Origin of the sequence: Flavitalea sp. (assembly GCF_035489435.1) — a bacterium.
In the GTDB taxonomy this organism is placed as follows: Bacteria; Bacteroidota; Bacteroidia; order Chitinophagales; family Chitinophagaceae; genus DATHKG01.
Window position 1 is genome coordinate 89,826 of sequence record NZ_DATHKG010000165.1, and the last position, 23,822, is coordinate 113,647.

Annotated in this window: 19 protein-coding genes; 10 read left to right on the top strand and 9 right to left on the bottom strand. The window is 41.2% G+C overall.

Annotation, left to right across the window (positions count from 1 at the left end):
- Window positions 1–31 precede the first annotated feature (31 nt).
- The 4 genes from VK664_RS26145 to VK664_RS26160 all read right to left on the bottom strand — a co-directional run bounded on the left by VK664_RS26145 (window position 32) and on the right by VK664_RS26160 (window position 3,452).
- Window positions 32–1,228, bottom strand: a complete 1,197-nt coding sequence (locus VK664_RS26145; RefSeq protein ID WP_461401672.1) for an MFS transporter — start codon at window positions 1,226–1,228, stop codon at window positions 32–34.
- A 242-nt stretch (window positions 1,229–1,470) separates the two neighbouring features.
- Window positions 1,471–1,893 carry a DUF1801 domain-containing protein gene (locus tag VK664_RS26150; protein WP_461401673.1) on the bottom strand — a complete coding sequence of 141 codons (423 nt, stop codon included), beginning with the start codon at window positions 1,891–1,893 and terminating at the stop codon, window positions 1,471–1,473.
- Between the two features lie 211 nt (window positions 1,894–2,104).
- Window positions 2,105–2,755 (bottom strand): vanadium-dependent haloperoxidase, encoded by a 651-nt coding sequence (locus VK664_RS26155; RefSeq protein ID WP_461401674.1) that lies wholly within the window; start codon window positions 2,753–2,755, stop codon window positions 2,105–2,107.
- 52 nt (window positions 2,756–2,807) lie between these two features.
- Window positions 2,808–3,452 carry a hypothetical protein gene (locus tag VK664_RS26160; protein ID WP_461401675.1) on the bottom strand — a complete coding sequence of 215 codons (645 nt, stop codon included), beginning with the start codon at window positions 3,450–3,452 and terminating at the stop codon, window positions 2,808–2,810.
- A gap of 674 nt (window positions 3,453–4,126) precedes the next feature.
- On the opposite strand from VK664_RS26160, the gene VK664_RS26165 reads away from it, so the two are divergent.
- Window positions 4,127–4,939: an AraC family transcriptional regulator gene (locus VK664_RS26165; protein ID WP_461401676.1), complete on the top strand. Its 813-nt coding sequence runs from the start codon at window positions 4,127–4,129 to the stop codon at window positions 4,937–4,939.
- Window positions 4,940–5,120: 181 nt separating this feature from the next.
- Complete coding sequence (locus VK664_RS26170; protein WP_461401677.1) at window positions 5,121–5,924, top strand: SDR family oxidoreductase; 804 nt, start codon at window positions 5,121–5,123, stop codon at window positions 5,922–5,924.
- Window positions 5,925–6,002: 78 nt separating this feature from the next.
- Here VK664_RS26170 and VK664_RS26175 read toward each other — a convergent pair whose 3' ends face one another.
- Window positions 6,003–8,852, bottom strand: coding sequence for a TonB-dependent receptor (locus VK664_RS26175; RefSeq protein ID WP_461401678.1), 2,850 nt, complete (start codon window positions 8,850–8,852; stop codon window positions 6,003–6,005).
- Between the two features lie 279 nt (window positions 8,853–9,131).
- On the opposite strand from VK664_RS26175, the gene VK664_RS26180 reads away from it, so the two are divergent.
- The 6 genes from VK664_RS26180 (at window position 9,132) to VK664_RS26205 (ending at window position 15,352) form a co-directional block, all read left to right on the top strand.
- Window positions 9,132–9,692 (top strand): RNA polymerase sigma factor, encoded by a 561-nt coding sequence (locus tag VK664_RS26180; RefSeq protein ID WP_461401679.1) that lies wholly within the window; start codon window positions 9,132–9,134, stop codon window positions 9,690–9,692.
- A complete protein-coding gene (locus VK664_RS26185) occupies window positions 9,682–10,251 on the top strand; it encodes a hypothetical protein (protein ID WP_461401680.1) in 570 nt (189 codons plus the stop codon). The genes VK664_RS26180 and VK664_RS26185 overlap by 11 nt, the downstream gene beginning before the upstream one ends.
- Entirely contained in the window at window positions 10,238–11,593 is a 1,356-nt protein-coding gene (locus tag VK664_RS26190; RefSeq protein WP_461401681.1) for a hypothetical protein, read from the top strand. The genes VK664_RS26185 and VK664_RS26190 overlap by 14 nt, the downstream gene beginning before the upstream one ends.
- 100 nt (window positions 11,594–11,693) lie before the next feature.
- On the top strand, window positions 11,694–12,185 hold the full coding sequence (gene msrA, locus VK664_RS26195) for a peptide-methionine (S)-S-oxide reductase MsrA (RefSeq protein ID WP_461401682.1): 492 nt from the start codon (window positions 11,694–11,696) through the stop codon (window positions 12,183–12,185).
- Between the two features lie 138 nt (window positions 12,186–12,323).
- Window positions 12,324–13,712: a purple acid phosphatase family protein gene (locus VK664_RS26200; RefSeq protein WP_461401683.1), complete on the top strand. Its 1,389-nt coding sequence runs from the start codon at window positions 12,324–12,326 to the stop codon at window positions 13,710–13,712.
- Window positions 13,713–13,753: 41 nt separating this feature from the next.
- Window positions 13,754–15,352, top strand: coding sequence for an amidohydrolase family protein (locus tag VK664_RS26205; RefSeq protein ID WP_461401684.1), 1,599 nt, complete (start codon window positions 13,754–13,756; stop codon window positions 15,350–15,352).
- 85 nt (window positions 15,353–15,437) lie between these two features.
- Here VK664_RS26205 and VK664_RS26210 read toward each other — a convergent pair whose 3' ends face one another.
- From VK664_RS26210 to VK664_RS26225, 4 genes are all read right to left on the bottom strand, one after another.
- Window positions 15,438–16,223 carry a hypothetical protein gene (locus VK664_RS26210; RefSeq protein WP_461401685.1) on the bottom strand — a complete coding sequence of 262 codons (786 nt, stop codon included), beginning with the start codon at window positions 16,221–16,223 and terminating at the stop codon, window positions 15,438–15,440.
- Between the two features lie 158 nt (window positions 16,224–16,381).
- Complete coding sequence (locus tag VK664_RS26215; RefSeq protein WP_461401686.1) at window positions 16,382–17,794, bottom strand: serine hydrolase; 1,413 nt, start codon at window positions 17,792–17,794, stop codon at window positions 16,382–16,384.
- A 70-nt stretch (window positions 17,795–17,864) separates the two neighbouring features.
- Window positions 17,865–18,581, bottom strand: a complete 717-nt coding sequence (locus VK664_RS26220; RefSeq protein WP_461401687.1) for a 3-keto-disaccharide hydrolase — start codon at window positions 18,579–18,581, stop codon at window positions 17,865–17,867.
- 113 nt (window positions 18,582–18,694) lie between these two features.
- Entirely contained in the window at window positions 18,695–19,480 is a 786-nt protein-coding gene (locus tag VK664_RS26225; protein WP_461401688.1) for a GNAT family N-acetyltransferase, read from the bottom strand.
- A gap of 383 nt (window positions 19,481–19,863) precedes the next feature.
- On the opposite strand from VK664_RS26225, the gene VK664_RS26230 reads away from it, so the two are divergent.
- Window positions 19,864–22,419, top strand: a complete 2,556-nt coding sequence (locus tag VK664_RS26230; protein WP_461401689.1) for an XrtN system VIT domain-containing protein — start codon at window positions 19,864–19,866, stop codon at window positions 22,417–22,419.
- 39 nt (window positions 22,420–22,458) lie between these two features.
- Window positions 22,459–23,820, top strand: a complete 1,362-nt coding sequence (gene xrtN, locus VK664_RS26235; RefSeq protein ID WP_461401690.1) for an exosortase N — start codon at window positions 22,459–22,461, stop codon at window positions 23,818–23,820.
- Window positions 23,821–23,822 lie beyond the last annotated feature (2 nt).

The window sequence follows — 23,822 nt, forward strand, 5'->3', positions numbered from 1 at the left end:
CAACTCAAGGTAAATTCAAAATACTCCGAATCTATAAAGACTGCCTGGCAACCGGCCTTGGATCACTGAATACCAGAAATACTGTGACGAGACCTATCACGAAAAAGCTTATCACAAGCGGAAACACTCCACTAACCATTAAATGACTGATTATTGCTCCAAGAGTTGATCCGACGAAAAAGAAAAAAGTACCATATACTGAAGAGGCGATCCCAGCCATATTTCCCATAGGCTCGAGAGCGAGGGCACTGCTGTTTGGCTCAACAGATAGATTAATTCCCATTAGCAAAGCCACACCAATAAAGAACAATAACATATCCGGTGGATCATCGGTGACATATGTAAACATAAATAGCAGGCATCCAACGAAGGTATAAATGGTTAGAAGCCATCTTATAGCTACCCTTGCTCCAAACCTGGTGGAAAGATAAGAGTTCATAAAACTGGAGAGCGACATCATAAGACCTATCCCTGCAAAAATCCAGGCGAAAAGCTCCGGCCGGCCATAGATATCTCCGACTATGTGTTCGGAACTCGATACATAGGAGCTTAAAGCAGCAAAAAGAACAGTAGTTACAGCTGTGTATCGAAGAAATACCCGGTTAGTCAGGACATCCCGGATTGATTGGCCAACCCTGGCTAAGTTAAGTGGAATTCGCTTTTCTATTGGATGTGATTCCTCCAGCCTTAGCGACCAGATAAACACAAGCACCGCAAATATAGGAGCCGAAAGAAATACAACCTGCCAGGATGCAACAGAAAGAATTGCCAATCCAAGGAAAGGTGCAAAGACAGGTGTGGATAGAAAGACTGTAAGTATCAGCGACATTGTACTTGCCATCTTATCGCCTACAAAACGATCACGAACACCTGCTATGGTTGTCATAAACACTGCTGAAGCACCGATACCGGCAACAAAACGTGCTGCTAACATAAGTTCAAGGCTCGGCGCAAAAGCCGCTGTAATGCCTCCTATGATGTATAGCGGGAACCCGATACGTAAGATTGCCAGTCTTCCGAAACGGTCGGAGAGTATCCCGAAAATAATCTGTGCAACCTGGCCCATAAAAAAGAAAGTGATTATTTGGGCGGGAGCGGTAGACTCGGGACTTAGTCCATAATGTTTGCGAACTTCGCCAAATGCGGGCAACATGACGTCAATACCTAAAGCCGTCAGCATCATAGTGCAGGCAGACAACGCAATAAATTCACCTTGTTTCATTTTCATCCGGTCATTAATTTTTTTTTTGCCTACCCGCCCTGGTTATAGCAACTGGGCAAGCCGCTCTTCTTTTGGCAGGGGGTGCTTTTCAACTATATCAAACTTATGTTCTTAATTGTGTTCTGAGGGGGTGTGAAACAGACTTTGTAGGGGGGGATTTGGTCAAAACGCATTTCGTTGATGACTAATAAGCGCTTTGTTGAACAGATTTTTTTTGGAAGGAGAATTTATTAAGTAGTGGAAGCAGTTTAATTTGTTTTATAATTTGCTTTCATATATTTCAAAGATTCTTTCATAAGCAGCTTCAATTTTTTTTCATCAATATCTGAGAGTTTATTGATGTAAATACAGACTTTTCCGATTTTGAATTTTCCCAATCCTTCGAGCAGATATTTGTGGTCTTCGCGCCCGGTGTAAACGTATAGGGAGATAGCTGCCTTCCGTGGCGAGAATCCCAGGAGCGGCGCATCACCTTCATGGCCGCTATCATATTTGTAATGATAGCTTCCAAACCCTACAATGGTTGGTCCCCACATTTTTGGCTCATGTCCGGAAGCGGCTTGCATCAGTTCAATAAGCTTAAAGCTATCTTCTTGTCTTTTTTCTTCTGCCCAACTTTTGATAAAATCAGTAACATTATTTTCTGAGGCTTTGGTTTTTGTTGTTGCCATCGGACCAGGTTTTAGGTGTTGAATATTCCGGTATAAAAATTCGGAATTAAATTGTTCACTCCTAATTTACGACCAAAATAATTTAAATAGCCTGACAGCCATACGAAACATCCAAAAAGTATCCACTTCTTAATTGTTTCAACTAAATGAAGTTTCGCATGGTTGCAGACGACTAACCAGAAATCTGTTATTAATTGTAGCTCAGTTTATCTTAATAGCCTGACTTACTTTTAGACGGCGTTAAGTTGATATCAGCTATTTCATCGCCAAATTTTTTGCCAATTTCCAAAGTATAATTCTGTGTCCACCGGTAATGTATACCTCCATAGAGCCTGGAAATAGCTGCCTCTTCAGCCAATTTTGTAAAAGAAGCATAATGTCGGGCAGCGGATCCATTCCACACATAAGTCTTGTCCGTTACCGGGATGTCACCAAATTCTCTTGTCAATACCCTCATGATAGGAGTATAAATGCCCGCCAGACCTGAAGGATAGTCCGGGTATGCCGGGGTAATTAAATGGGGAAGCCACCCTGGATCAATGAATTTCTTAATATAGGTAACCGGCCGTATAAGATTATGCAGATATTTTGTCTTCCAGATTCTATAAAAGGCGTCCTTGTGTGCAATCCCGGTTTTAGCATAAATTTCTGCAGCTTGCCCAAGCTTTGCATCCTTTTCTTGCAGAACATCGGTTATTATGGCAACTAGATGCCCCGGACCTGGGTAGTTCACGCCAACGCCACCGACATCTGCCCAGAAATTAGCAATCGTTTTTTGCTCAGTCGTAAGGGCTTTGCCTACATCATAAACATCTTGTGCTGATTTATAAAAGTCCGATGAAGGTAGTTCGGAATAAGGCAAATGAGGAGGATCTGTTGAGGTAAGACTTGAACCAGAAAAGGCCTTGAGTCCTTTAAGAAAGGACCCACAGGATTGGCAAATCCGGGAGGGGTAAGCTCCCATGAGCCAGGAAAACAGGTAACACATATCCAACACTGGAAATATTAAATTTATCAGTTGTTGACCAGGAATAAATGATGGTTGCAACGGCACGTCCAAAAGTCTCTGAACGTTCAATCACTGCATCGGTCGTATTTACATTGAAGTATTGCTTCCAGGCATTTTCAAGGGAGTCGATACTGGTTTTATTTGCAACGGTGAGACCTGGAAAAAGCTGCCTAAGCATGCTTGCAATATAGGCGTTAGCACTTGCCCCCCAGAGATAATCTTTGTGGATTTCCGGATCAGGCATAGATGGCATTTGATAAAGTTTTGAAGACAGACTCACTGACTTCTTTATACCATGATGCACTGCTTCATAAAGTCCTACTCCGAGATAGCCTAAGTCCCTGTTGTTTTGAATTACATTTGGTGCCGGATTTGTTTGCAGCTGAATTTTAAGGATAAGTTTATACCAGTCATAAACTACATCAGCCTTTTCCTGCCTGTCGGGGGGTGGAAATGGGTCATGTTTTACACATCCAGATAATAATCCTAAAATCATGATGATAATAACCATCTTCAAACGATGGTTTTGCTCAATTGGTGGCATTTGCATAATCAACAATTTTAAGGGTGAAAGAAATGTTGAATAGAATTGAACATCCTTAATGGAAGTCAAAACTGCAATACTAATCTTAGCTTTAAACGCAGACTATTTTCAAAAGATAGTTGATGTATCAGGGAGGACCCGGGAGTCAATAGGGATGCAGTTATCCTGAAAAATATTTTGATGATCGGGGACGCGGGTAAGAATTATGCGAAAGGAAGAAAATCAATATCACCACAATTGCCTGAAAGGGGTTTGAAAGAAAACTTATGTTCCGAACATAAACTGCATGTAACTATTATTTGCAATTAATGTTAGCATTGTTTGAAGAGTTAACAATAGGGGATTTATTAACAACTAGTGCCAGACGGGAATCTGTGAAAGCCAGTGCAAATGAAAGTCGTCTTTCTTTGGATATCAGTAATGGAAGGATTAAGTAACCTTTCTTTGAAGATTTGAGTTATTGAAGGTAGAGAATCGAATTTATAAAAAAAATTATCTGGACCTCATTATTTTCAGCTTGTGAAAATTTCCAAAAATACATTAAGAATTGTTTCCGGGAGATCTACATTATCAGTATGCTGTTTTCAGCTGAGCTTCACACGAAACAAAGTTTGAGCCGCTGGCGAAACCTGGCTATCAATTTTAATAGCAACTTTGTGTGATCGATACAATGAACAATCATGAAAAACGAAAGCACAAAAATAAACAGATATTCGGGCATCGTTTATTCCCATTACCTGGAAAAGCGCCAGGAAGGGGAACAGTTTACAAGTGAACACGGCCTCAGCTATATTTTTTCAGGTGAACTGATAGTGATTGACTCGGGGGAGAAAAGAACCTTCAAGGCGGGGGAGATCCTGTTTTACCGGAAAAATTTCCTGGCTAAATTTATAAAGGTTCCGGATGAAAGTGGCAGTTTCAGATGTATTACTGTTATTTTCGATCAGCTTTCGCTGGAAGCCTTCGCGAAGCAATATGGAAAAAGGGTTGTTAATCCACCGAAATCCGACCGGGCGGTTACGCTGCAGAACTCAACTCCACTGTTGGTTCATTATTTCCAGTCTCTGGCTCCCTATTTTGATGATATCCTGCCAACTGACCTCGTTAACCTCAAAAGAAATGAGGCCCTGATGTTATTGATACAAATAAGTCCTCAACTGCAAAATATCCTGTTTGATTTTGGACAGCCAGGTAAGATTGACCTCGAAGCTTTCATGCAACAGCATTTCCGTTTCAACGTGGACCTGAAACGGTTTGCTTACCTGACCGGCCGCAGCCTTGCCAGCTTCAAACGCGATTTTGAAAAAGTTTTCCATACAACGCCAAATCGTTGGCTTCAACAAAAACGGCTGGAGGAAGCGTGGTATCTTATCAAAGAAAAACAACAGCGTCCGTCAGACGTGTACCATGAAGTCGGTTTTGAAAGCCTGTCACATTTTTCTTATTCCTTCAAACAATTTTTCGGTATTAACCCATCAGTGGTACAGGGCTAACAAATCACTACAACAATATTGAAGATTATTAATACCTGAATTTTTCGGGCAGGGGAGTTTTTGCCTCTATAACAAAATGATATCTACTCTATTAAACAAACGAAAGAATGGTTTTTAAACAACACAGATCAACGCTAATTCATAAAACAGTTTTCACTTCCTTCATTAAAACAAAATAATCATGAAAACAATTCTCATCACTGGTGCCTCAACAGGTTTAGGAAAAGCAAGTGCTCTTCTATTTGCCAGCAAAGATTGGAACGTTATTGCCACTATGCGCAACCCGGCTGCGGGGGCGGAACTTGCATCGATTCCAAACATTACTGTGCTGCCACTGGATGTGACAAACTCCAGGCAGATTGAAGAAACAATTAAAAAAGCAACAGATTTGTACCCGGTCGATATCCTGTTCAACAACGCGGGTTATGGGTTGATGGGTCCACTCGAAGGTTATTCAGATGAACAGATCACCAGGCAAATGAATACCAACTTCATGGGTGTGGTCCGTGTTACAAAAGCCATTCTTCCTTACATGCGGGAAAGAAGATCGGGTATGATCATTACAACTACTTCAATCGGTGGACTGATCACTTATCCGCTAAGCAGTCTTTATCACGCAACTAAGTGGGCACTGGAGGGATGGAGCGAGAGCATGTCGCATGAACTTGCTATGCATAATATTACTATTAAGACTGTAGCACCTGGGGGCATATCGACAGATTTCATTGGCAGATCATTAGATCTTGCAAAGCATGAAGACTATGATCTATTATTTCAAAAACTGGTGTCAGGCATCAACGATCCCAACGGTGCACTACAGTTTGGAACACCCGAATCCATCGCATCAGTTGTTTTTGAAGCCGCAACCGATGGCAAGGATCAACTTAGATATGTTGCCGGCGAGGATGCGCTTGCTATGTATGCCCAAAGGCTTAAACTGGGTAACGAAGTATTCAGACAACAGATGTCAGCGCAGTTCAAATAATAACCGCATCGTTTCTCAATACAAACAAAATCCCCCGTCCATTCGAACGGGGGATTTTGTGATCGCTGCTGTATGAAACTATTTTGCTGTTGGCAAATTAAGGCTCAATCGTCCAAAGAAATAAGAACCATTGAAACCCATTTGCTGTACCCTGCGGCTATATATAAATCTTCCCAGGCTCATATTACCACTATGTAAGTGCATGTCCTGGTATTCGTTAAACAGGTTGTTTGCGCCGATAGTTAATCCAAGGTATTTTGCGACCTGGTAAGACACAGAAAGATCTGTAACAATTTTTGCATCAAAGGTCTGATCCAACGTCTCTGCTTTGCCGGTGAAAGCATTAACCGGGAACGCAGCCGGATTGGCGGGATTAATTGTCGGATCCAGGTAAGTTACTTTGCCAAATCGTACAAAACGAAGCATTGCACCAAACTTGCCATATTTATAGTTGAATGCAAGATTGATTTTGCTTTTCGGATTTGCAACCTCTATGCGGCTTTGATCTTCCCGGTTGAAATAACTTCCCAGCTGACCACTGTTCACAAGTATAGGCGATGCATGTATTATAGGATTTCCATTATCGTCCTTTTTTACTTCGTTATCTATAAATGTCATCGCTAAAACAGTACGCAATGAATGTTTGCCGTCAAAACTGTGAACATAGCTTACAACTGCTTCAAGACCCCTTGCCCTTGTGTCGATTGCATTTGTAAAAAAGTTGGCCTGGCTCGCGCCTGCTGCTTCAAGTTCAGCTTTAAGTTGAGGATCATTACCGCCACTAAAATTATTTGTGAGGATAATGCGATCATCAATATCAATCTGGTAGGCATCAACCGTTATTTCAAGACCTTTAGTGGGCACGGCAGTAAGGCCTACTGAATAGTTTTTACTGGTTTCCTGTTTCAACTCGGGTATGCCAAGTATCTCTGCTGCTTTGCTATCATTTGTAAAAGTGCCAACTTCCTGTGGAACCAACTGGCCGCCGGAGGAAACAAATAATGTATTTGTTTTTGCATAGAATTTTTGTTGCATGGAAGGCGCCCGGAATCCTGTACTATGTGATGCCCTCAGGTTCAGGAAATCGCCAAACTTGTACCTGGCCGAAAACTTGTAGTTAAAAGTGGATCCGAAATCACTGTAATCTTCAAAACGTAGTGCCGCAGTCACGAGTAGACTTTTTGTAAGGTCCTGTTCAAGATCGAGATAAATCGATTTGGAATTTCGTGTTTTTGTATCACCGATGGCATTTACAAAACCCGCAAACACCTGTGCTCCGGCAGCTGCTTTGGAAGGGATATCATAATTCTTATATGAAGCCTCTTCTCCACTGGTAATACCAAAGGCATCAACCCTGTATTCGAGTCCTGTGGCCACATTCAGACCTTCCAGTATATCATACTTTTTTGAAAAATCAGCGTTGGAAGTATTCTGCCAGTTTTTTAAACCACCGGCATCAAACGAAGTTTGTTTATTTCCGGGAACTGCAAACTGGCTGTAATTGGCAGAGTTCTCAACACTGAAGTCAAACATATTTATACCATAAGTATTACTGATATCGAAGTTCCATTCTCCCAGCTTCGTCCGAAAGCCACCTGCGATTGAAAAATCTACAATGTCGCTGTGAATTTCAGGAAGGAAACCACTTGGATACATCGCAAATACCTGGTTGGCATAAGTTGTTGCGGCCCCAGGTACGCCTGATGGATAACGATAAAAGCCAGCCGCCTGTCCTTTTTTTCCGGTATAACCACTGAAGACATAGATTCCGCCTTTATCACCTGTAGGATGTGTAAAATTTGCAAAGACGGAACCGGATTGAATATCGGAGTTACCGATAATCATGTCGAAATTATTCCGGGTTTCTCCGCGTGCACCCATAATCGAATCATCCTTGTTTACCCCACCAACATTCGGGTATACGGCACCGGTATAAGTGCCTGCCCTGTTCGAGGATTTGCGGTCAAGGTATTCGCCGGTCAGATTCAGATTACCCTTTCCAATTTTGAATCCATATCCCAGGGAGGCCTGGATGGTATTTCCATCTGTTTCACTTACATCCGGATCATCGGATTTGTTAGTGAGTTTATACTGTGCATAGTTTTTCGGATACTTGGTTACATTAGCTCCATAACTTATAGATCCGGTTAGTATCCCGGTAGTATTTTTCAGGACAATGTTTATTACACCGGCTATGGCATCAGAACCATATTGTGCAGCGGCCCCATCTCTGAGGATCTCGATTCTTTCAATTGATGCTGCCGGGATCGCACTAAGATCCGTACCTACTGTACCCCGGTTAACGGTTCCGTTTACATTTACCAGCGCTGACTGGTGCCTTCTTTTGCCATTGATCAGTACAAGCACCTGGTCAGGGCCTAATCCTCTGAGCTGAGCCGGATCCACGTGGTCAGTACCGTCGGCTATCGTTTGCCGCGCCGATTGAAAAGAAGGAGCTACATAGTTTAATATCTGGTTGAGATCAACCTGTCCTATTTCATTTACAATCTGGCTGATGGGTATCACATCTACAGGCACGGGTGTCTGAACACGGGTGCGTGATGGACTTCTTGAGCCGATGATGGTAACCATAGTCAGATCGGGGGTAACATCCATCTGCGCATCCAGCTCGGTAGTAGCGTTTGCAATTACAGTAACATCCAGCTCTTTGGTTGTCATGCCTGCAAAAGAAATAAGTAGCGTTTGTTTTCCGGCCGGGGCACTGATCGAATAAGCTCCATTGTTATCTGAAGTTGTTCCGGACCCGGTTCCTTTGAGGAGCACACTTGCACTGGGAAGCGGTAGCCCGTCAGATCCCCTGATTATACCTTTAACGGTGCCATTTTGAGCTTCCGCTGCGTGAAAAAACAGAAGAAAGACAAACGAGTTAATAACTGAGTAAAAGAGGTGGAAGTTGAACTTACTCATATAAACAGTTTTTAGGTGAATGAGATGGTTCAAGGGGAAGGGAGTTACTATAAATTACAGAATATTATCGAATTAAACGTTTAAAATCCTTGAACGGCATGAACAATAACCCTTATCTAAAATTTATAAATCAATTCCTGTAACGGAGCAGTACAGTTGCAGGAATATATAACATGATAACCTGCGTAAAAAAAGGAAATATTGTTTTAAAAAAACACGGTCTCAACCTGCAACGAATTTGTGGTTATGGTTACCTTAAATAGAAATCAATCTTAACATTTGAAGGATCGACTGCAGGACCTTAGGTTATCAGAACTGATCGATCGCTGTAAAAGTGGCGACATGCCTGCTTTTCAGTTAATTTATGACCAATATAGCCAGGCCATGTACCACACCAGTTTACGTATCGTCAACTGCAGCACAGATGCGGAAGACGTTCTGCAGGAGTCTTTTCTAACGGCTTTTAACACACTGAAAACATTAAAGGATAGCCAGGCATTTCCCGGATGGCTGAAAAAAATTGTAATCAACAAGTCGTTGAGCTATATAAAAAGGGAAAAAACAAACTGGGTTGAACTGGAGCATACTTACAAACACGATCAACAGGATGAAATACTGGATGAGGAAATATATCAGATCAGGCTAAATGCTGTCCGGTTTGAACTTGGTCAATTGCCCGATAGCCAGCGAATTATTATTAGTCTGCATGTTTTTGAAGACCTGGGTTTTGAACAAATCGGCGAACTGCTTGGGATGCCTTCATCTACTGCAAGGAGCCATTATGCCAGAGGAAGACAAAAAGTTTCAAAAAAGATAAATCACCTTTTTTATGGAGGATAATTTTAAGAACGCTTTAAAGAAAGCCAGGGAACAACTTGAGCAGGATAAACCTTCTCCTGAGGTTTGGGAAAAACTAAGGTCGAAACTTGAAGTCAATCAACAGCCGAAAAAGCTTTCAATAGCAGCCAGGTATAAGTATAAATTTGCCGCTGCTGCGGGCATAATTTTGCTGGTGCTCGGCTACATCTTTTACAAAAATGACCTCAAATCTATACCTGAATCAGCATCGGCAGACCAGCATTCAAACATCAGCAATACTTCGTCTATATATGACCGTTATCAACAAACCGTGCTTGTATATAAAAACCAGGTTGCCGAGCAGGAGAAAAAAATCGAAGTTTTTTTAATCGGTGAGCCAGCTCTTCGGATTGAGCTCGATCAGGGTGTCAATGAACTAAGGGAAATATTCAGTGATCTTGAAGAAAAACTGGCTGGAGAAATTGGCAAGGAACAAATTTTACAAATGATGGTATCGAATCTGCGATTGCAGGAGAAGGTAATCAATAACCAACTTGCATTGCTTCAACACCTAAAAAAAGAAAAAGATGAAGAACTTTAAGTTTGTGTCACTGTTTTACTGCGTTTTGCTTTTCACAGACGTTAAAGCAGGCGTTACGGATACTGCATCCAGGGAAGTCATTAAATTCTACAACCAACTCAATAAAGAACGGCTGTTGATCGACAATCGATTTGGTAGTGTTACAATCCAGACCTGGAAGGAGTCTGTAATCCGGATCACAGTTCGCATTACCGGTAAAGGGCTACACAAACCTGCTGCTATAACAGCAATGGGGAAGCCAGGGATAAAGGAAAGCCGGGATGAGTACCTTATTTCATGCAGTACTTTTTTTTCCGGGTTGAAGCAAAAAGATAATAATGGTGATGTTGATTGCAGCATCGATTACCTCGTGCAAATGCCTCAGGGTCTTGCACTGGATATACATAATGAGTTTGGTGATATCATTATCGGTGATTACGAAGGACCTATCGATATCACTCAACAATATGGCAATCTGTTTGCCGGGCGACTGAAACAGGCAGGGAAAATAAAACTCAGCCAGGGAAATGCAAAGATCAGCGGGATTTTAAACGGAGACCTCAGTTCGAGAGGTTTTGACAGTATCCTGGTTGAGCAGGTTTCCGGAATAGTGAAAGTAAACGCAAAAGCCGGCGATAAGCTTGAGCTGGGACTTGTAAAAGGATTGGTTTCATTTTCGGTAAACGCAGCGCATGTGGGCGATCTTACAATTAAGACCGGCAAGGAAATATCTGCGAACTTAGGGTTACAGACTGTATTAAGTTTAATGCACAACAATAGTGATATTGTTCTTGAGGAAAAGTTTTCAGGCCAGGCGGATACGACCCCGGTAGACCAGAATGCCATTCACAAAAAAAAGCGGGTTCCCGCAACGGCGCCGAGAGTTCCGGCAACACCAAAGAAAAAACGAATGCCTTCGCAACCCCAGGATCCGGGTGAACCACAACATCCAGCGGTTGAACCCAAAAAAACGCCCGCGCCAAGGGTAAAGCCAGACAGTCCCAGAACTAAAAAATCAGAAAAACCGGCTAAAGACAAATCCGAAAAGCCTGCTAAGGGTAAACCTGAAAAGGCGGCCAAAGACAAATCGGAAAAAGCAGCTAAAGACAAATCAGAAAAATCTGTTAAGGGTAAACCTGAAAAACCGGCTAAAGACAAATCAGAAAAATCTGTGCCTGTCAAGCCTGAAAACCCAGTTCCTTCAGTTCCTGATAAGTCAGAAAGCCGGGAACCCCAAAATTCAGAAAGTTCCAGGCTCAAAAAAACAGACAAGCTGAGCCCTAAACATTTTGAAGGAAGCCGTGGTAAGGCAAATGTTCCAATAGATGTTCAGGTTGCTTATTCAACGCTCAATTTGTTTTAGAATAAGCTCAATAGTAATTTAAACAATTTGCATTTTTGATGGTTATATTCGGGTCAGGTCTTAAGACCGGGCTTAATAGCTTTCATAAAATTCAAAATCAATGAGCCACGAAAAAGCAATACTTGCCGGGGGATGTTTTTGGGGAGTAGAAGAGTTAATCAGGGAGTTGCCCGGGGTTAAAAAAACAGTTGTGGGGTATACTGGTGGGGAAATACCCAATGCTACTTATAGAAATCATGGCAATCACGCAGAAGGAATCGCAATCGATTTTGATTCCTCAGTAATCTCATACAGGACTTTACTTGAATTTTTTTTCCAGATCCATGATCCGACTACCCGCAATCGTCAGGGGAATGATAGGGGAGCTTCCTATCGTTCAGCAATTTTTTATTTGAATGATGAACAAAAAAGAACAGCTGAAGCATTGATAAAAGAAATGGATGCCAGTGGTAAATGGCCGGGCCCGGTTGTCACCGAGGTTGCCCCCGCTTCAGATTTTTGGGAGGCAGAAGTCGAACACCAGGATTACCTGCGTAAACATCCAGGGGGATACACTTGTCATTTTATAAGACCGGATTGGGCGTTATCATAAATGGGTTTCTGGATTTATTAATAATAACATTACAAGGAATTGTTAACATCAAAGGAAGATGTCCATAACATTGTATAGTCTGAAGCAGTTATTGCTTCAGACTATATTCTTTTTACAAAGTAATCCTTCAATGTTATTATGATTATTCCTAAATTGTTTTTCACAGTATTTTGTGTACTGGTTCTTTTTTCCTCAGTTACAGCTCAACAAACGAATCAAAGGGCTGAGCCATTTTATCCGGTCCGTTGGTCGAGGCCGACCGAATTGCCTGATCATATCATTTTAACTTTTTCGGGAGATCCTTCTCAGTCACAAGGCCTGACCTGGCGTACCGACACTTCCGTAAAAAAAGGCTTTGCAGAAATCGCAATTTCAGACGGAGCACCTGGTTTTTGGCGAAATGCAATACGTGAGACTGCAAAAACAGAGACCATGGATGCTACTAAGATTAAATTAGCTGAAGTGATTTCCAATTATCATTCTGTAAAATTCGAAAACTTATTGGCCGATACAATGTATGCTTACCGTGTTGGGGACGGTGTTCATTGGAGTGAATGGTTTCAGTTTCGAACTGCCAGCAAGACGGCCAGACCATTTTCATTTTTGTATGTTGGTGATGCACAGAATTACATACTTGAACTTTGGTCTCGTTTAATCCGCGAAGGGTTTAAGAAAGCTCCTGAAGCCAGGTTTATTATTCACGCGGGGGATCTTATTAACAATTCTCATAGCGAAAGGCAATGGCATGAGTGGCATATGGCAGGTGGATGGTTGCACGGTATGTTACCAAGCGTACCGGTACCGGGCAATCACGAATATGGACCTTACAATCCCGGTGATACACAATCAAGAAGTACTTTGTCGGTTCAATGGAACCATCAGTTTACTTTACCCGAAAATGGTCTGCAAGGGCTTAAAGAAACTTCTTATTATTACGATTATCAGGGTGTTCGGTTTGTTTGTTTGAATTCCAACCGAATGTTGGAGGCGCAGGCTGTCTGGATGGATTCGATACTGACAAATAATCCTAACAAATGGGCAATCGCCACATTCCATCATCCTGTTTTTTCCGGGGCAGGTGACAGAGATAACAAGCAACTCAGGGATTTATGGAAACCGGTATTTGATAAGCATAATGTGGACCTGGTCTTAACAGGTCATGATCATACTTACACAAGAGGACAGGCCGGCCCTGATTCAAAAAACGCTTCTACCGGCGTTAATACCCGTGATGGCGGAACAGTTTACGTAGTTTCAGTGAGTGGTGGTAAAATGTATACGCTTTCTGACAGTCTCTGGAAAAATTATAATGCAAAAATTGATCGGACAGCTGAAAACACCCAGTTGTTCCAGGTCATAACCGTCAACGGAGATCGTTTACAATACCAGGCGTTTACGGCAACAGGGCAGTTATACGATGCATTTGATCTGGTAAAACAAAAAAATCGTAAGAACAAGTTTATTGAAAAATCAAGTGCAATAAAAGAGAGAAGAAATAAAAATACAATACCGTTTGGGAATCCATAGTGAAGATTGTGCATATTTGCTGCTTATACTAAGCAGTTTACATGAAATTCATTTCCAAAACCATCCTGGTATTTTCCTGTCTTTTTTCATTTTCTTTTGCTTTCAGCCAGTCTTCCACTCCTTTGAAAGCACCACCGCGTAAAGAAGGTGATGGTCCATGGGATCAGTTGATCATTCGTGGAGTAACGCTTATCAATGGAACTCTTGCGCCGCCAATAGGACCTGTTGATATCGTAGTTGAAAAAAACCGGATTGTGTCTGTGCAGGTAGTTGGAACACCTGGCCTGCCCGTTGATTCATCCCGGCGACCCAGGCTCAAACCAGGTGGCAAAGAACTCAATGCAGCGGGAATGTACCTGATGCCGGGTTTTGTTGACACACATGGCCATATTGGCGGAGCACAACAGGGTGCAAATGCAGAATATGTTTTTAAATTATGGATGGCTCATGGTATTACTACGATCGCGGAACCTGGCTGTATGAACGGATTAGACTGGGTGCTGGATCAAAAACAAAAAAGCAATAAAAACGAAATCACGGCGCCAAGGATACAGGCATTTAACCGGTTTGGAGCAAAGGCAACCACGACTCTTGCTACTCCCGAACAGGCACGTCAATGGGTACGCGAAAATGCGAAGCAGGGAGCAGACGGAATAAAATTTTTCGGCGCCGCGCCGGAGATAATGGCTGCCGCATTTGATGAAAATAAAAAACTGGGTTTGCGTTCAAAAATGCATCATTCACAAACCCATGTGGGTGGGTGGAATGTTTTGAATAGTGCAAGGGCAGGGCTCACTTCTATGGAGCACTGGTATGGTCTTCCAGAAGCTATGTTCACGGATCGGACAGTGCAGGATTATTCTCTGAATTATAATTATCAGAACGAACAGGATCGTTTCGGAGAGGCTGGTAACCTGTGGAAACAAGCCGCCGCACCATTTTCAGAGAAATGGAACAAGGTGATGAATGAGTTGATCTCGCTCGATTTTTCTTTGTCTCCCACCATGTCCATCTACGAAGCCAACCGGGATTTGCTGCGGGCCCGTCGTGCCGAATGGCATGAGGAATATACCATGCCAAAATTATGGGAATTTTATACGCCGAGTTGGAACTCACATGGTTCTTACTGGCACAACTGGGGCACAGAACAGGAAATCGACTGGAAGAATAACTATAAGCTCTGGATGACCTTTATAAATGAATATAAAAATCGTGGGGGTCGGGTAACAGTCGGCACAGATGCAGGATTTATTTATGAGTTATATGGTTTTTCATATGTGCGTGAGATGGAGTTGTTACGTGAAGCTGGTTTTCATCCACTGGAGGTTATCAAAGCAGCTACATTAAATGGAGCAGAATCATTAGGAATGAATAAAGAAATAGGGACTGTTGAGGTTGGGAAGCTCGCAGACTTTGTGATTGTCGAAGAAAACCCACTGGCAAATCTTCAAACGCTGTATGGAACAGGTTCAATCAAACTGGTTGAAAATGACCAGGTGATTCGTGTTGGTGGTGTAAAATATACCATCAAAGATGGCATCATATATGACGCAAAACAACTACTCGCTGATGTGAAAAAAATGGTTGCTGACGAGAAAGCAAAAACAGGGTACAAGATTTTACAACCAGGGATCAAATGATAAACTGAATTTACAAAGTCGGGAATAGGTGGCATCTTAGTTAGAGAAATTAGTTGACGACATCTCTCCCAGGAAGGATAATGCTTCAAATAGCCAACTTTGTTGCATAAGTTATTTTGCGTTTTGTTACTTTTATCGGAACGCCCCTGGCATTTAATTCTGTACGGTGTTGCCAGTTCTTTAAATGGTCGTAGTCCTTGTAACTATATTTTTTGATGAAGGTCTTTACAGAATCTTTTGTAATAGTTGCATGAATAGCTTCTATGACGTTATTATCACCGTCCAACTCCGCAGTATATGAATAATCCATTTTGCCTGAACTATCAATGGATATAAATTTTACATTGATTCCTTCCTGAAAACTCTTTACATACTCATACAACAGGGAACTATCGGGCCGGTAGAATTTACCGGATGTGGACTCATCGCATTCATTTGGAGGCTTGTGTGTAGAAAAATAAGAGATTTTGCCGGTAGAGTCATAATGGTTGATAGCGATAAGTTCACCCTTTGCATTAATTATTGATTCTCCGCTATCGATCAATTTACCATTCAGATTTATACCCATGCTTCTATCCATACCATTCTCAAAATATGAGTAGGAAGCAATAACCTTATTTTTTTTACCACTGTCAACCTCGGTATATGAACGCAAATATCCTTCTTTCCATTCGCCTAGTTCTGAATGCACTGAGTCGGGAACAAGGTTCCCTGACGAATCAATAATATAATTTAACATTTCCACAAGGTGAGGATCACCTTTAAATTCCAGGCTAGCCATACCCGGATATCTTCGTTCCACAGGTTGCTTGTTTTCTTTACATGAAATGAGGAGGCACAAAACACTAAGTGAGAAAATAATATTTTTCATCCGTTCGGTTTTTTATTTTTTTTGGAACGGATAACTTATCACCTCTCCACCTAGTTAAGGTTGGAACACCTGAATGAAAGTAACTTTTGTGTCAAACCAATATATGGGGTTGGTCATATTGGTTGTAGATTAAGGTATTATCAAATATAACCTATCTTTTACTCTTTATCCCAAAGAAATTGCCCGAGTCTCAGTCCTTTAATTTTCCCATCTTTATCAGCAACGAATTCGTAGTTTATATTGTAGCCTTCTTTCACTTCAACTTTGAATCGATTTGGGCCATCAGCTTTCATGGCTGTTACGGGAAGAAGGTACTGGCAATAAGTTGAATAAAGCGAATCATTTTTAAGATAGATATCCATGGCACCATAACCACCCGGCAAACTGTAAGTTCCAGTGTATTGCTGTAGGTCTGTCTTACCGGATTTTTTAAACGCATCAGATAGAATTGATGCAAACTGCTCATTTATTTTACCGAAATCGTTATCGCCATTGTTTGTCAGAATAACCCATCCGATTTTACTTTCCGGGTTAAACACAAGGATGCTTCTATGTCCGGGAAAACCGCCCTCATGCAATACATAAGGGTAAGCGGGCTTCCATGCAATTTTAAGATGCCTCATCATAGCGCGGGTATCAGGTCTGAGCAATTGATCATTGTCGAACTGTGCCATGATATATTTGGTCATATCCGTGGCAGTGGAGTATATTCCGCCGGGATAGATTGCAGCATTCACATCAAAAAACGGGATCTCATCAAATTTTTTTCTGTTTTTATCAAAGCGATAACCTTTGGCAAGCTGAGGCCCGATACCCCGATCTGATAAAAATCCTGACTCTTTCATCTTAAGAGGCGCAAGGATATAATCTGTTACATAATCGGAATAATTGGTTTTTGCTGCCCTTTCAATTGCTATACCTAAAAGCGTATAGCCAAGATTTGAATAGTGCCGGTCATTCTGATGAATAAAATCATAAGGTGGATAATCCAGCTGCATAAATTGCAATGTGTGAAGTACCTCTTTATTTGTGGCGAATGCTTTCACAGGAACAGCGCCACCTGTAATCATCCATCTTTCAAATGAAAATGTAAAAGCCGTATCCGCAGGTGTGTTCCTTGGAAGGCCGGATGTATGAGTCGCAAGCTGGAGAAGGGTAGTGGGCCCGGTTCCTTTATATGGTGATTTAACTTTGTATTCCGGTATATATTTTTTAACATCGTCTGTAAGACCGATCACACCTCTCTCAACAAGTTGCATGAACATAGTGGCTGTGAAGGTTTTTGTAATCGACATGATCGGAAACTTTGAATCTACCTTCGTCTCCACTTTATTTTCGAGATCAGTATAACCGGTTGCCTGTTTGTAAACAACATCATGTTCATGTACTATTGCGATGCTTAAGCCTGGTGAATTACTGGTCTTGCTGAAATTATCAACAACCTGTTGAAGTTTTTTTATTACAGAATCAGGCAAAGAATGCTGAGCAAGCAAAGTCGCAGGAACAAGAGAGATTATATTAAAAGCGATCAATGCGATCGGTAAGAAAGTTCCACGAAAGGTTTTTCTCATACAAACGATTTAATTCGTTTGACGCAGTTTGTGGCAGTTAGTTACATGTTAATCCAAAAAAGCCATGAATCTATAGTGACCTGATTTTAATATTTCTCCATTCACTGGATCCGGGATGTTGCTGTAGGGCAATCTTTCCCCCGTGCACTTTTGCAAAGTCTGCAAAAGGTTTAGCCGCGAATTTACTTTTAGCAATCCTGGCATTCCAATCATCACTTCCTATCTGGCCATCAAAAGTTTGAATACCATTGAGCCATAATGTAAGATGACCCTTATTTTGAACAATCCTGACCTTATTGAATTCACCGACCGGCTTTGGTTTCGAAACTGTTGAGTCGCCGGCAAGATCATATAAACATCCCGCAAGATGGGTTTGCTTTTTATTGTCTGAAGCATATATATTATCCAAAACCTGCATTTCAGGGCCAGTCAGATAGCTCGCAGGATATTTAGGATCTTCCTGGATATCAAAAATGATCCCGCTGTTTCCACCTTTTGAAATCTTCCATTCCAGTTGCAATTCAAAGTTTTCAAAGGCTTCATTTGTCACCATATCTCCGCCGCCATTCCTGGGTTTTGAAGTATCGAAAATAATAACACCATCTCTTACCTGCCATTTCGAACCAACGGTATCACGCAGATAAGTATGCCAACCCTGGGTTGATTTACCGTCGAATAATAGTTTCCAGCCTTGTTTTTTTTCTTTCTTAGTGAGCGTATTCGGTTTTTGGGCCACGATGGCTGTTATGGACAATAGAAAAACGATGAAGATGCTTGCCTTTTTCATTAACTCATTTTGAGATTGCTAAATTAAGAAAATGATGCTCCCGATGAACAGCATTTTTTGAACTATCGATTAAAATCTGTTAAAGCAAAGAAAATATACATTGAACTTACTTGTTACGAACTTTTGTTTTTTTGCATGCTGAAAGCAGTTGAGAAACCAAACCGCCGATAGAAATGGGCAAGGTTGGGGCCGGTATGAAGCGCAATTGTCGAATGATCAGGCGCATTTTCTTCGAACCAGTCATTGATATTTTTTACCAGCGCTGTTCCAATAAGTTTCCCTTGCCACTCAGGATGCACGATTACATTTTTGATATAATAAAAACCGGCGCTGTCGCTAAACAGGAAAGCACAGCCAACCACTTCAGCATTATCGTAATTTTTCGCGATAACGCAATGTGCAATAGCGGCGGAATTGCCAGTAGCAGGTCTCGGTCCTGCAGGGTGGCCCCAGCCTACAGATTTAATCAGCTTTTCCAGTTCATCTGCAGAAGGAGGGCGGGAAGCGATTTGGATATTATCCGGCATCCGTGGTTCGCTTTTACCCCTTAATGAAATGCCATGACCAAAACGGATCCTATGACCATCGGGATCCTCGACCAGCATTTCACGCATGCCCCATTCAAAACTTTCAGGGGGATTTATCACTTTTGCTCCTTTTGCACTGATCAGTTCATGATAAGCATCTACATCATCAACGTTTATCGCAAGCCATGTTCCGGGGTGTCCCTGCCCATCCCTGCAAAAAAATATCCGGACATCTCCCATATCAACACCACCAAAACCGACAGGATCATCCCAGGTCCAACTACCCTTGAAACCCAATACATCAGTGTAGTAACGAATACTCACTACTACGTCAGAAGAATAAAGAATTGGTGTGATAGATTGAAAACTCAAGGTTTTTGTAAGTTATTAAAAATAATAACATAAGTAAGATGATGGGGTAGCAGGTATATAACCTGGCAGAAATTTTTTCAAACTTTGTTTGGAACTAAGAAAAAGATCATTAGCTTTGAAGCGCAAAGTGCTTTATGGAATAATAAATTGGTCAGTCAACCCCGATTCTGCACAAAAAGCGGTATAAGCAGCATTTCAATCTCAAATTAAGTCTCAAATGATCATGTGTGAACAACTTACAGGGGTAAATGGCTTCGGCATAGTCAATTAATAACTTTATTTAAACAGTTGATATGGCAAAAATCAAGCAATAGAAATCTAAACATATGCATTTGCACTTTGCAGTTCAAAGCACTTTATAATAATTAAATATTTGACACACCATGGAGACAATAACTAACATCGAGCCGTTAAAAAGTAAAATACATCAAACATTAAAGATCAACCCGGAGCCGGTATCTGAGCTTGCAAAATTGGGATACCTGTTTCTTTTTGTTTCATTACTGTTATTTGGAATTTGCGAATACTTCCGGGTAAAGGAAAATCTATTCATGTTGTTTTTCGTGCATTATATCATTTCAATGGTGTATATGTTTGTTCTCATGTTCAACAGGTCTTACGGGATAAGAAGAAGCTGGAAAAAAGAGAACATCAATAAAACCATGATACTGCTGAACCTATTCCTGATATCAGCATTTGCATTGAACAGGGAGATTACGGTGTTCGAAAACTCTGTTAACTGGCTTCGTGTTTACATCTTACTCACTTCAGCAGCCTTGTTGAGCTATGAATATGCCGACCGGCTACCACTATGGGTTAACAATATTCAGCATTTCCTGTTGGGGAGCGCAGTGGCACTATATCTATACCTCGCGCTGTATGTCGCTAACTATTACCCGGTCGGCGCAATTGGAATGATTGCCCTGGGTATAGGCGGCCATATTTTCGTACCCCTGGCATTGTTGATTGCATCCATTTTTTTGTTTGTCCATTTTCGTAAACATCGCATTAATAACTATTCAATTATGGCCGGCTTCCTGTTTCCTGTTTTACTTGCTATTTCTTTCATGGTGGAATGGAACTCGAGAATCTCTGAAATGGAAAAGATAAGCAATCAATCAGCTATGTACAATGAAACTGAGCTTCCGGTTTGGGTGAATGTTGCTGAATCGCTCGAAAACGACTGGATATCTGAGCGGATATTAAAAACAGATCTTGTATATACCACTGCAAAATATGATTTTGACGAATGGTGGTTCATGCCACAAAATGTTTCCTGGGATGAAATAAAAAAGCATGATCCACTTGTTTACATCGCGAGTCTCAAGTCAAAAAGCTCGTTGCCGGATGATGAAAGAGTGAAGATTTTAAAATCTATTACCAATGGCCGTCACCAGGCAAATGAAAGGCTTTGGTCCGGAGACAATCTTACCACCTCCTATATCATTTCGGATATTGACATCTATACAGATTTGCGGCTTGCATATACTGAGCAATACCTGAACATCAGGAACAATAGCCTCAGAGGCAGTTGGTGGGGCAATACTGAAGAAGGTATCTATACATTCTATTTACCTCCAGGATCAGTAGTAACTTCGCTTTCTCTTTGGATCAATGGAAGGGAAGAAAAGGCCATACTCACTTCAAAACAAAAAGCAGATAAAGCTTATAAAACAATCGTGGGCGTGGAACGCCGGGATCCGTCTGTAGTTCACTGGCAGGAGGGCAACACGGTCACCGTCAGGGTTTTTCCATGTACGGATAAAGAAGAAAGGAAGTTTAAAATTGGCATCACATCGCCGCTCCAGGTTAAGGATGGACAGGTTATTTATAAAAACATCCTGTTTGATGGACCTGATCCTTCCAATGCAACCGAAACCAGGCGCATCCGCTTCATTGGTGGGAAGCCGCAATTTGATGAATCAGGTAATTTTGAAAAAACTGCGAAAGGTGATTATATAACAGAAAATAAATACGATCCGGATTTTACATTTTCTTATCCTGTCACCGTCCTGAAATCAAACCGGTTTACTAATAATGGCTATTCATATTCATTAGCCGATTTGCAGCCTCGTAAGAATACCGTCGAAATAAACAGCTTATTCCTGGATATCAATAACAGTTGGCATAAAAATGAATTGAGGGAGTTGCGAACACTGGTTTTGAATCACGAGGTTTATGTTTCCCTGGATGAAGAGCTTATCAAATTGACTGATTCAAACTGGTCAAAATTAACGGCGGCAATGAGGGAACGCAACTTTTCATTATTTCCTTATCATAAACTCACTGATATCGAACAGTCGCTGGTAGTGACCAAGGGAAATCGGTTATCACCACACCTGAGCGATATTAAAGAAAGTAAATTCGCGAAAGGCGTAAGTACATTTTTTGCCTCGGGAAAAAAGGTTAAGGTCTTCAATATTAATGGAGTCAAATCTACCTATACTGCTTCACTAACTGAATTGCGTGGATTGGAGTTTTGCGAAGGTGATATTGCAGCCTTAAAAAAGATTCTTGAAACAAAGGTCTATCCCGGATCTGTGGAAACGGATAATGTTGTTGCATTACATGAAGCCGGGATGATAATAACCCGGACGACGGATTCGACCAGCCTTGTACCAGGCAATGCACCCGATCATCTGGCCCGTTTGTTTGCTTATAATGATATTATGAGGAAAGTAAGCAGCGGGTATTTCAATGATGATTATGTCAATGAAGCCCTGGTTGATGAAGCCGCAACTGCATATATCGTCTCGCCGGTTTCAAGTTTGATCGTACTGGAAACACAGGAAGACTACAAGCGATTTGGTATAGCAGATAAAGGCAATAGTTTGAATAATGCCGCCAGGCAATCATCCGGTTCAGTGCCTGAACCTCATGAATGGGTACTTATAATTATGTTCGTCGCATTTGCCTTTTATCTGAAATTCAGAAACTGATGATTGCAATAAGGTCAGTTTTTACTCAAAAAAAAATCTATGCCGCAAATCAACGTTTTAAGCTTTGCAACCCGGGAACTGAAGTTCGGGATAGTAAGGATAAATTTTCATTTTCTTTTTTGTATTGTTCTTTTATTAACCGGTGCTGCTTTTGCATTTCCTTTATCATATCTATCCTCAACAAATATTGTTATGGGACTTGTATTGGTTCCGGTTTCATTGTTTTGCAGCGGCGCAAAAAGATTTAACCTTATTTATTTTATAGCAATGTTGTTATTCTGTGCTGTTGCCTATAAGTACCAGGTGAAAATATTTTATTTTTTTGCGCTGACATTCTATTTACTGGTTTTGACTGAGCTGTATATAGGAAGATGTGATAGGATAATCTTATTCCTCTTCCTGTTTATGTCACCTTTTTTCCACCAGGTTATAGCAATTATGGGTTTTCCGATCCGTCTTGGGTTAAGTTCGCTTGCCGGAAACATTCTTTCAACCGCCGGACTTAACTTGGCCGTAGAAGGAAACATGATGGTGCTGAATGGTTCTGCTTTTTCTGTTGATGAAGCATGCATGGGTTTGAATATGCTTTCAACTTCCATGCTAATGGCTGTTTTTGCCATATCCTTTCGATACAGGAGGCAGGAGAGGCGACTTTCATTTATCAAAATTTCCTTGTTTTTCTTTGGAGTCTTTATATTGAATATGGTATGCAATCTGTTAAGGATAATTTTACTCGTGGCACTAAAAATCGGACCCGAAAATCCTATGCATGAAATCGTGGGAATACTTTGTTTTGTTTGTTACATAATGGTGCCAATCTTTTTTTTCAGTTCCTGGATGATCAATAAATCCGCAAAGGAGATCGAGCCTGTTAATAGTCAACATTTTCTAAATCCTTTTAAGCAACTATGCCTGTTGATTTGCTCTTTAATAATTATGTCGCTTGGCATCTATATTCACATAAAGCCGAAACATGTTTTACCATCTGAACAAGTTTCATTTGTCGTTCCAGGTTATGAGTCTGCTGCACTTAATGACGGGATAACAAAATTATTTAATAAAGAAGTCCTGGTTTACATCAAACCCATACCGGAATTTTTTTCAGGTGAACATACTCCTTTAATATGTTGGCGAGGTGAAGGTTTTTCATTTAAAGGTGTCAGGAAATCCATGGTAAATGGAAAAGAGGTTTATATAGGCAGGCTGGCAAGACCCGGTGAGGAGCTATTTACAGCATGGTGGTATAGTAATGGTAAAACAACAACGATTGATCAGGTGGACTGGCGTTTCCGGATGATGAAAGGCGAGGAGAAGTTCAGACTTGTTAATGTAACAGTGGAAGACGAATCTTCGCTTTCAAAGCACATATCTTTTTTCTTAAACCGAAAGATTGAGTATTGAGT

Excerpts from the sequence above, each read along its gene's own strand:
- VK664_RS26145 (WP_461401672.1), bottom strand. The coding sequence starts at position 1,228 with ATGAAAATGAAACAAGGTGAATTTATTGCGTTGTCTGCCTGCACTATG.
- VK664_RS26230 (WP_461401689.1), top strand. The coding sequence starts at position 19,864 with ATGGAGACAATAACTAACATCGAGCCGTTAAAAAGTAAAATACATCAA.
- VK664_RS26160 (WP_461401675.1), bottom strand. The coding sequence starts at position 3,452 with ATGCAAATGCCACCAATTGAGCAAAACCATCGTTTGAAGATGGTTATT.
- VK664_RS26215 (WP_461401686.1), bottom strand. The coding sequence starts at position 17,794 with ATGAGAAAAACCTTTCGTGGAACTTTCTTACCGATCGCATTGATCGCT.
- VK664_RS26200 (WP_461401683.1), top strand. The coding sequence starts at position 12,324 with ATGATTATTCCTAAATTGTTTTTCACAGTATTTTGTGTACTGGTTCTT.
- VK664_RS26190 (WP_461401681.1), top strand. The coding sequence starts at position 10,238 with ATGAAGAACTTTAAGTTTGTGTCACTGTTTTACTGCGTTTTGCTTTTC.
- VK664_RS26210 (WP_461401685.1), bottom strand. The coding sequence starts at position 16,223 with ATGAAAAATATTATTTTCTCACTTAGTGTTTTGTGCCTCCTCATTTCA.
- VK664_RS26170 (WP_461401677.1), top strand. The coding sequence starts at position 5,121 with ATGAAAACAATTCTCATCACTGGTGCCTCAACAGGTTTAGGAAAAGCA.
- msrA (WP_461401682.1), top strand. The coding sequence starts at position 11,694 with ATGAGCCACGAAAAAGCAATACTTGCCGGGGGATGTTTTTGGGGAGTA.
- VK664_RS26150 (WP_461401673.1), bottom strand. The coding sequence starts at position 1,893 with ATGGCAACAACAAAAACCAAAGCCTCAGAAAATAATGTTACTGATTTT.
- VK664_RS26220 (WP_461401687.1), bottom strand. The coding sequence starts at position 18,581 with ATGAAAAAGGCAAGCATCTTCATCGTTTTTCTATTGTCCATAACAGCC.
- xrtN (WP_461401690.1), top strand. The coding sequence starts at position 22,459 with ATGCCGCAAATCAACGTTTTAAGCTTTGCAACCCGGGAACTGAAGTTC.
- VK664_RS26205 (WP_461401684.1), top strand. The coding sequence starts at position 13,754 with ATGAAATTCATTTCCAAAACCATCCTGGTATTTTCCTGTCTTTTTTCA.
- VK664_RS26175 (WP_461401678.1), bottom strand. The coding sequence starts at position 8,852 with ATGAGTAAGTTCAACTTCCACCTCTTTTACTCAGTTATTAACTCGTTT.
- VK664_RS26185 (WP_461401680.1), top strand. The coding sequence starts at position 9,682 with ATGGAGGATAATTTTAAGAACGCTTTAAAGAAAGCCAGGGAACAACTT.
- VK664_RS26165 (WP_461401676.1), top strand. The coding sequence starts at position 4,127 with ATGAAAAACGAAAGCACAAAAATAAACAGATATTCGGGCATCGTTTAT.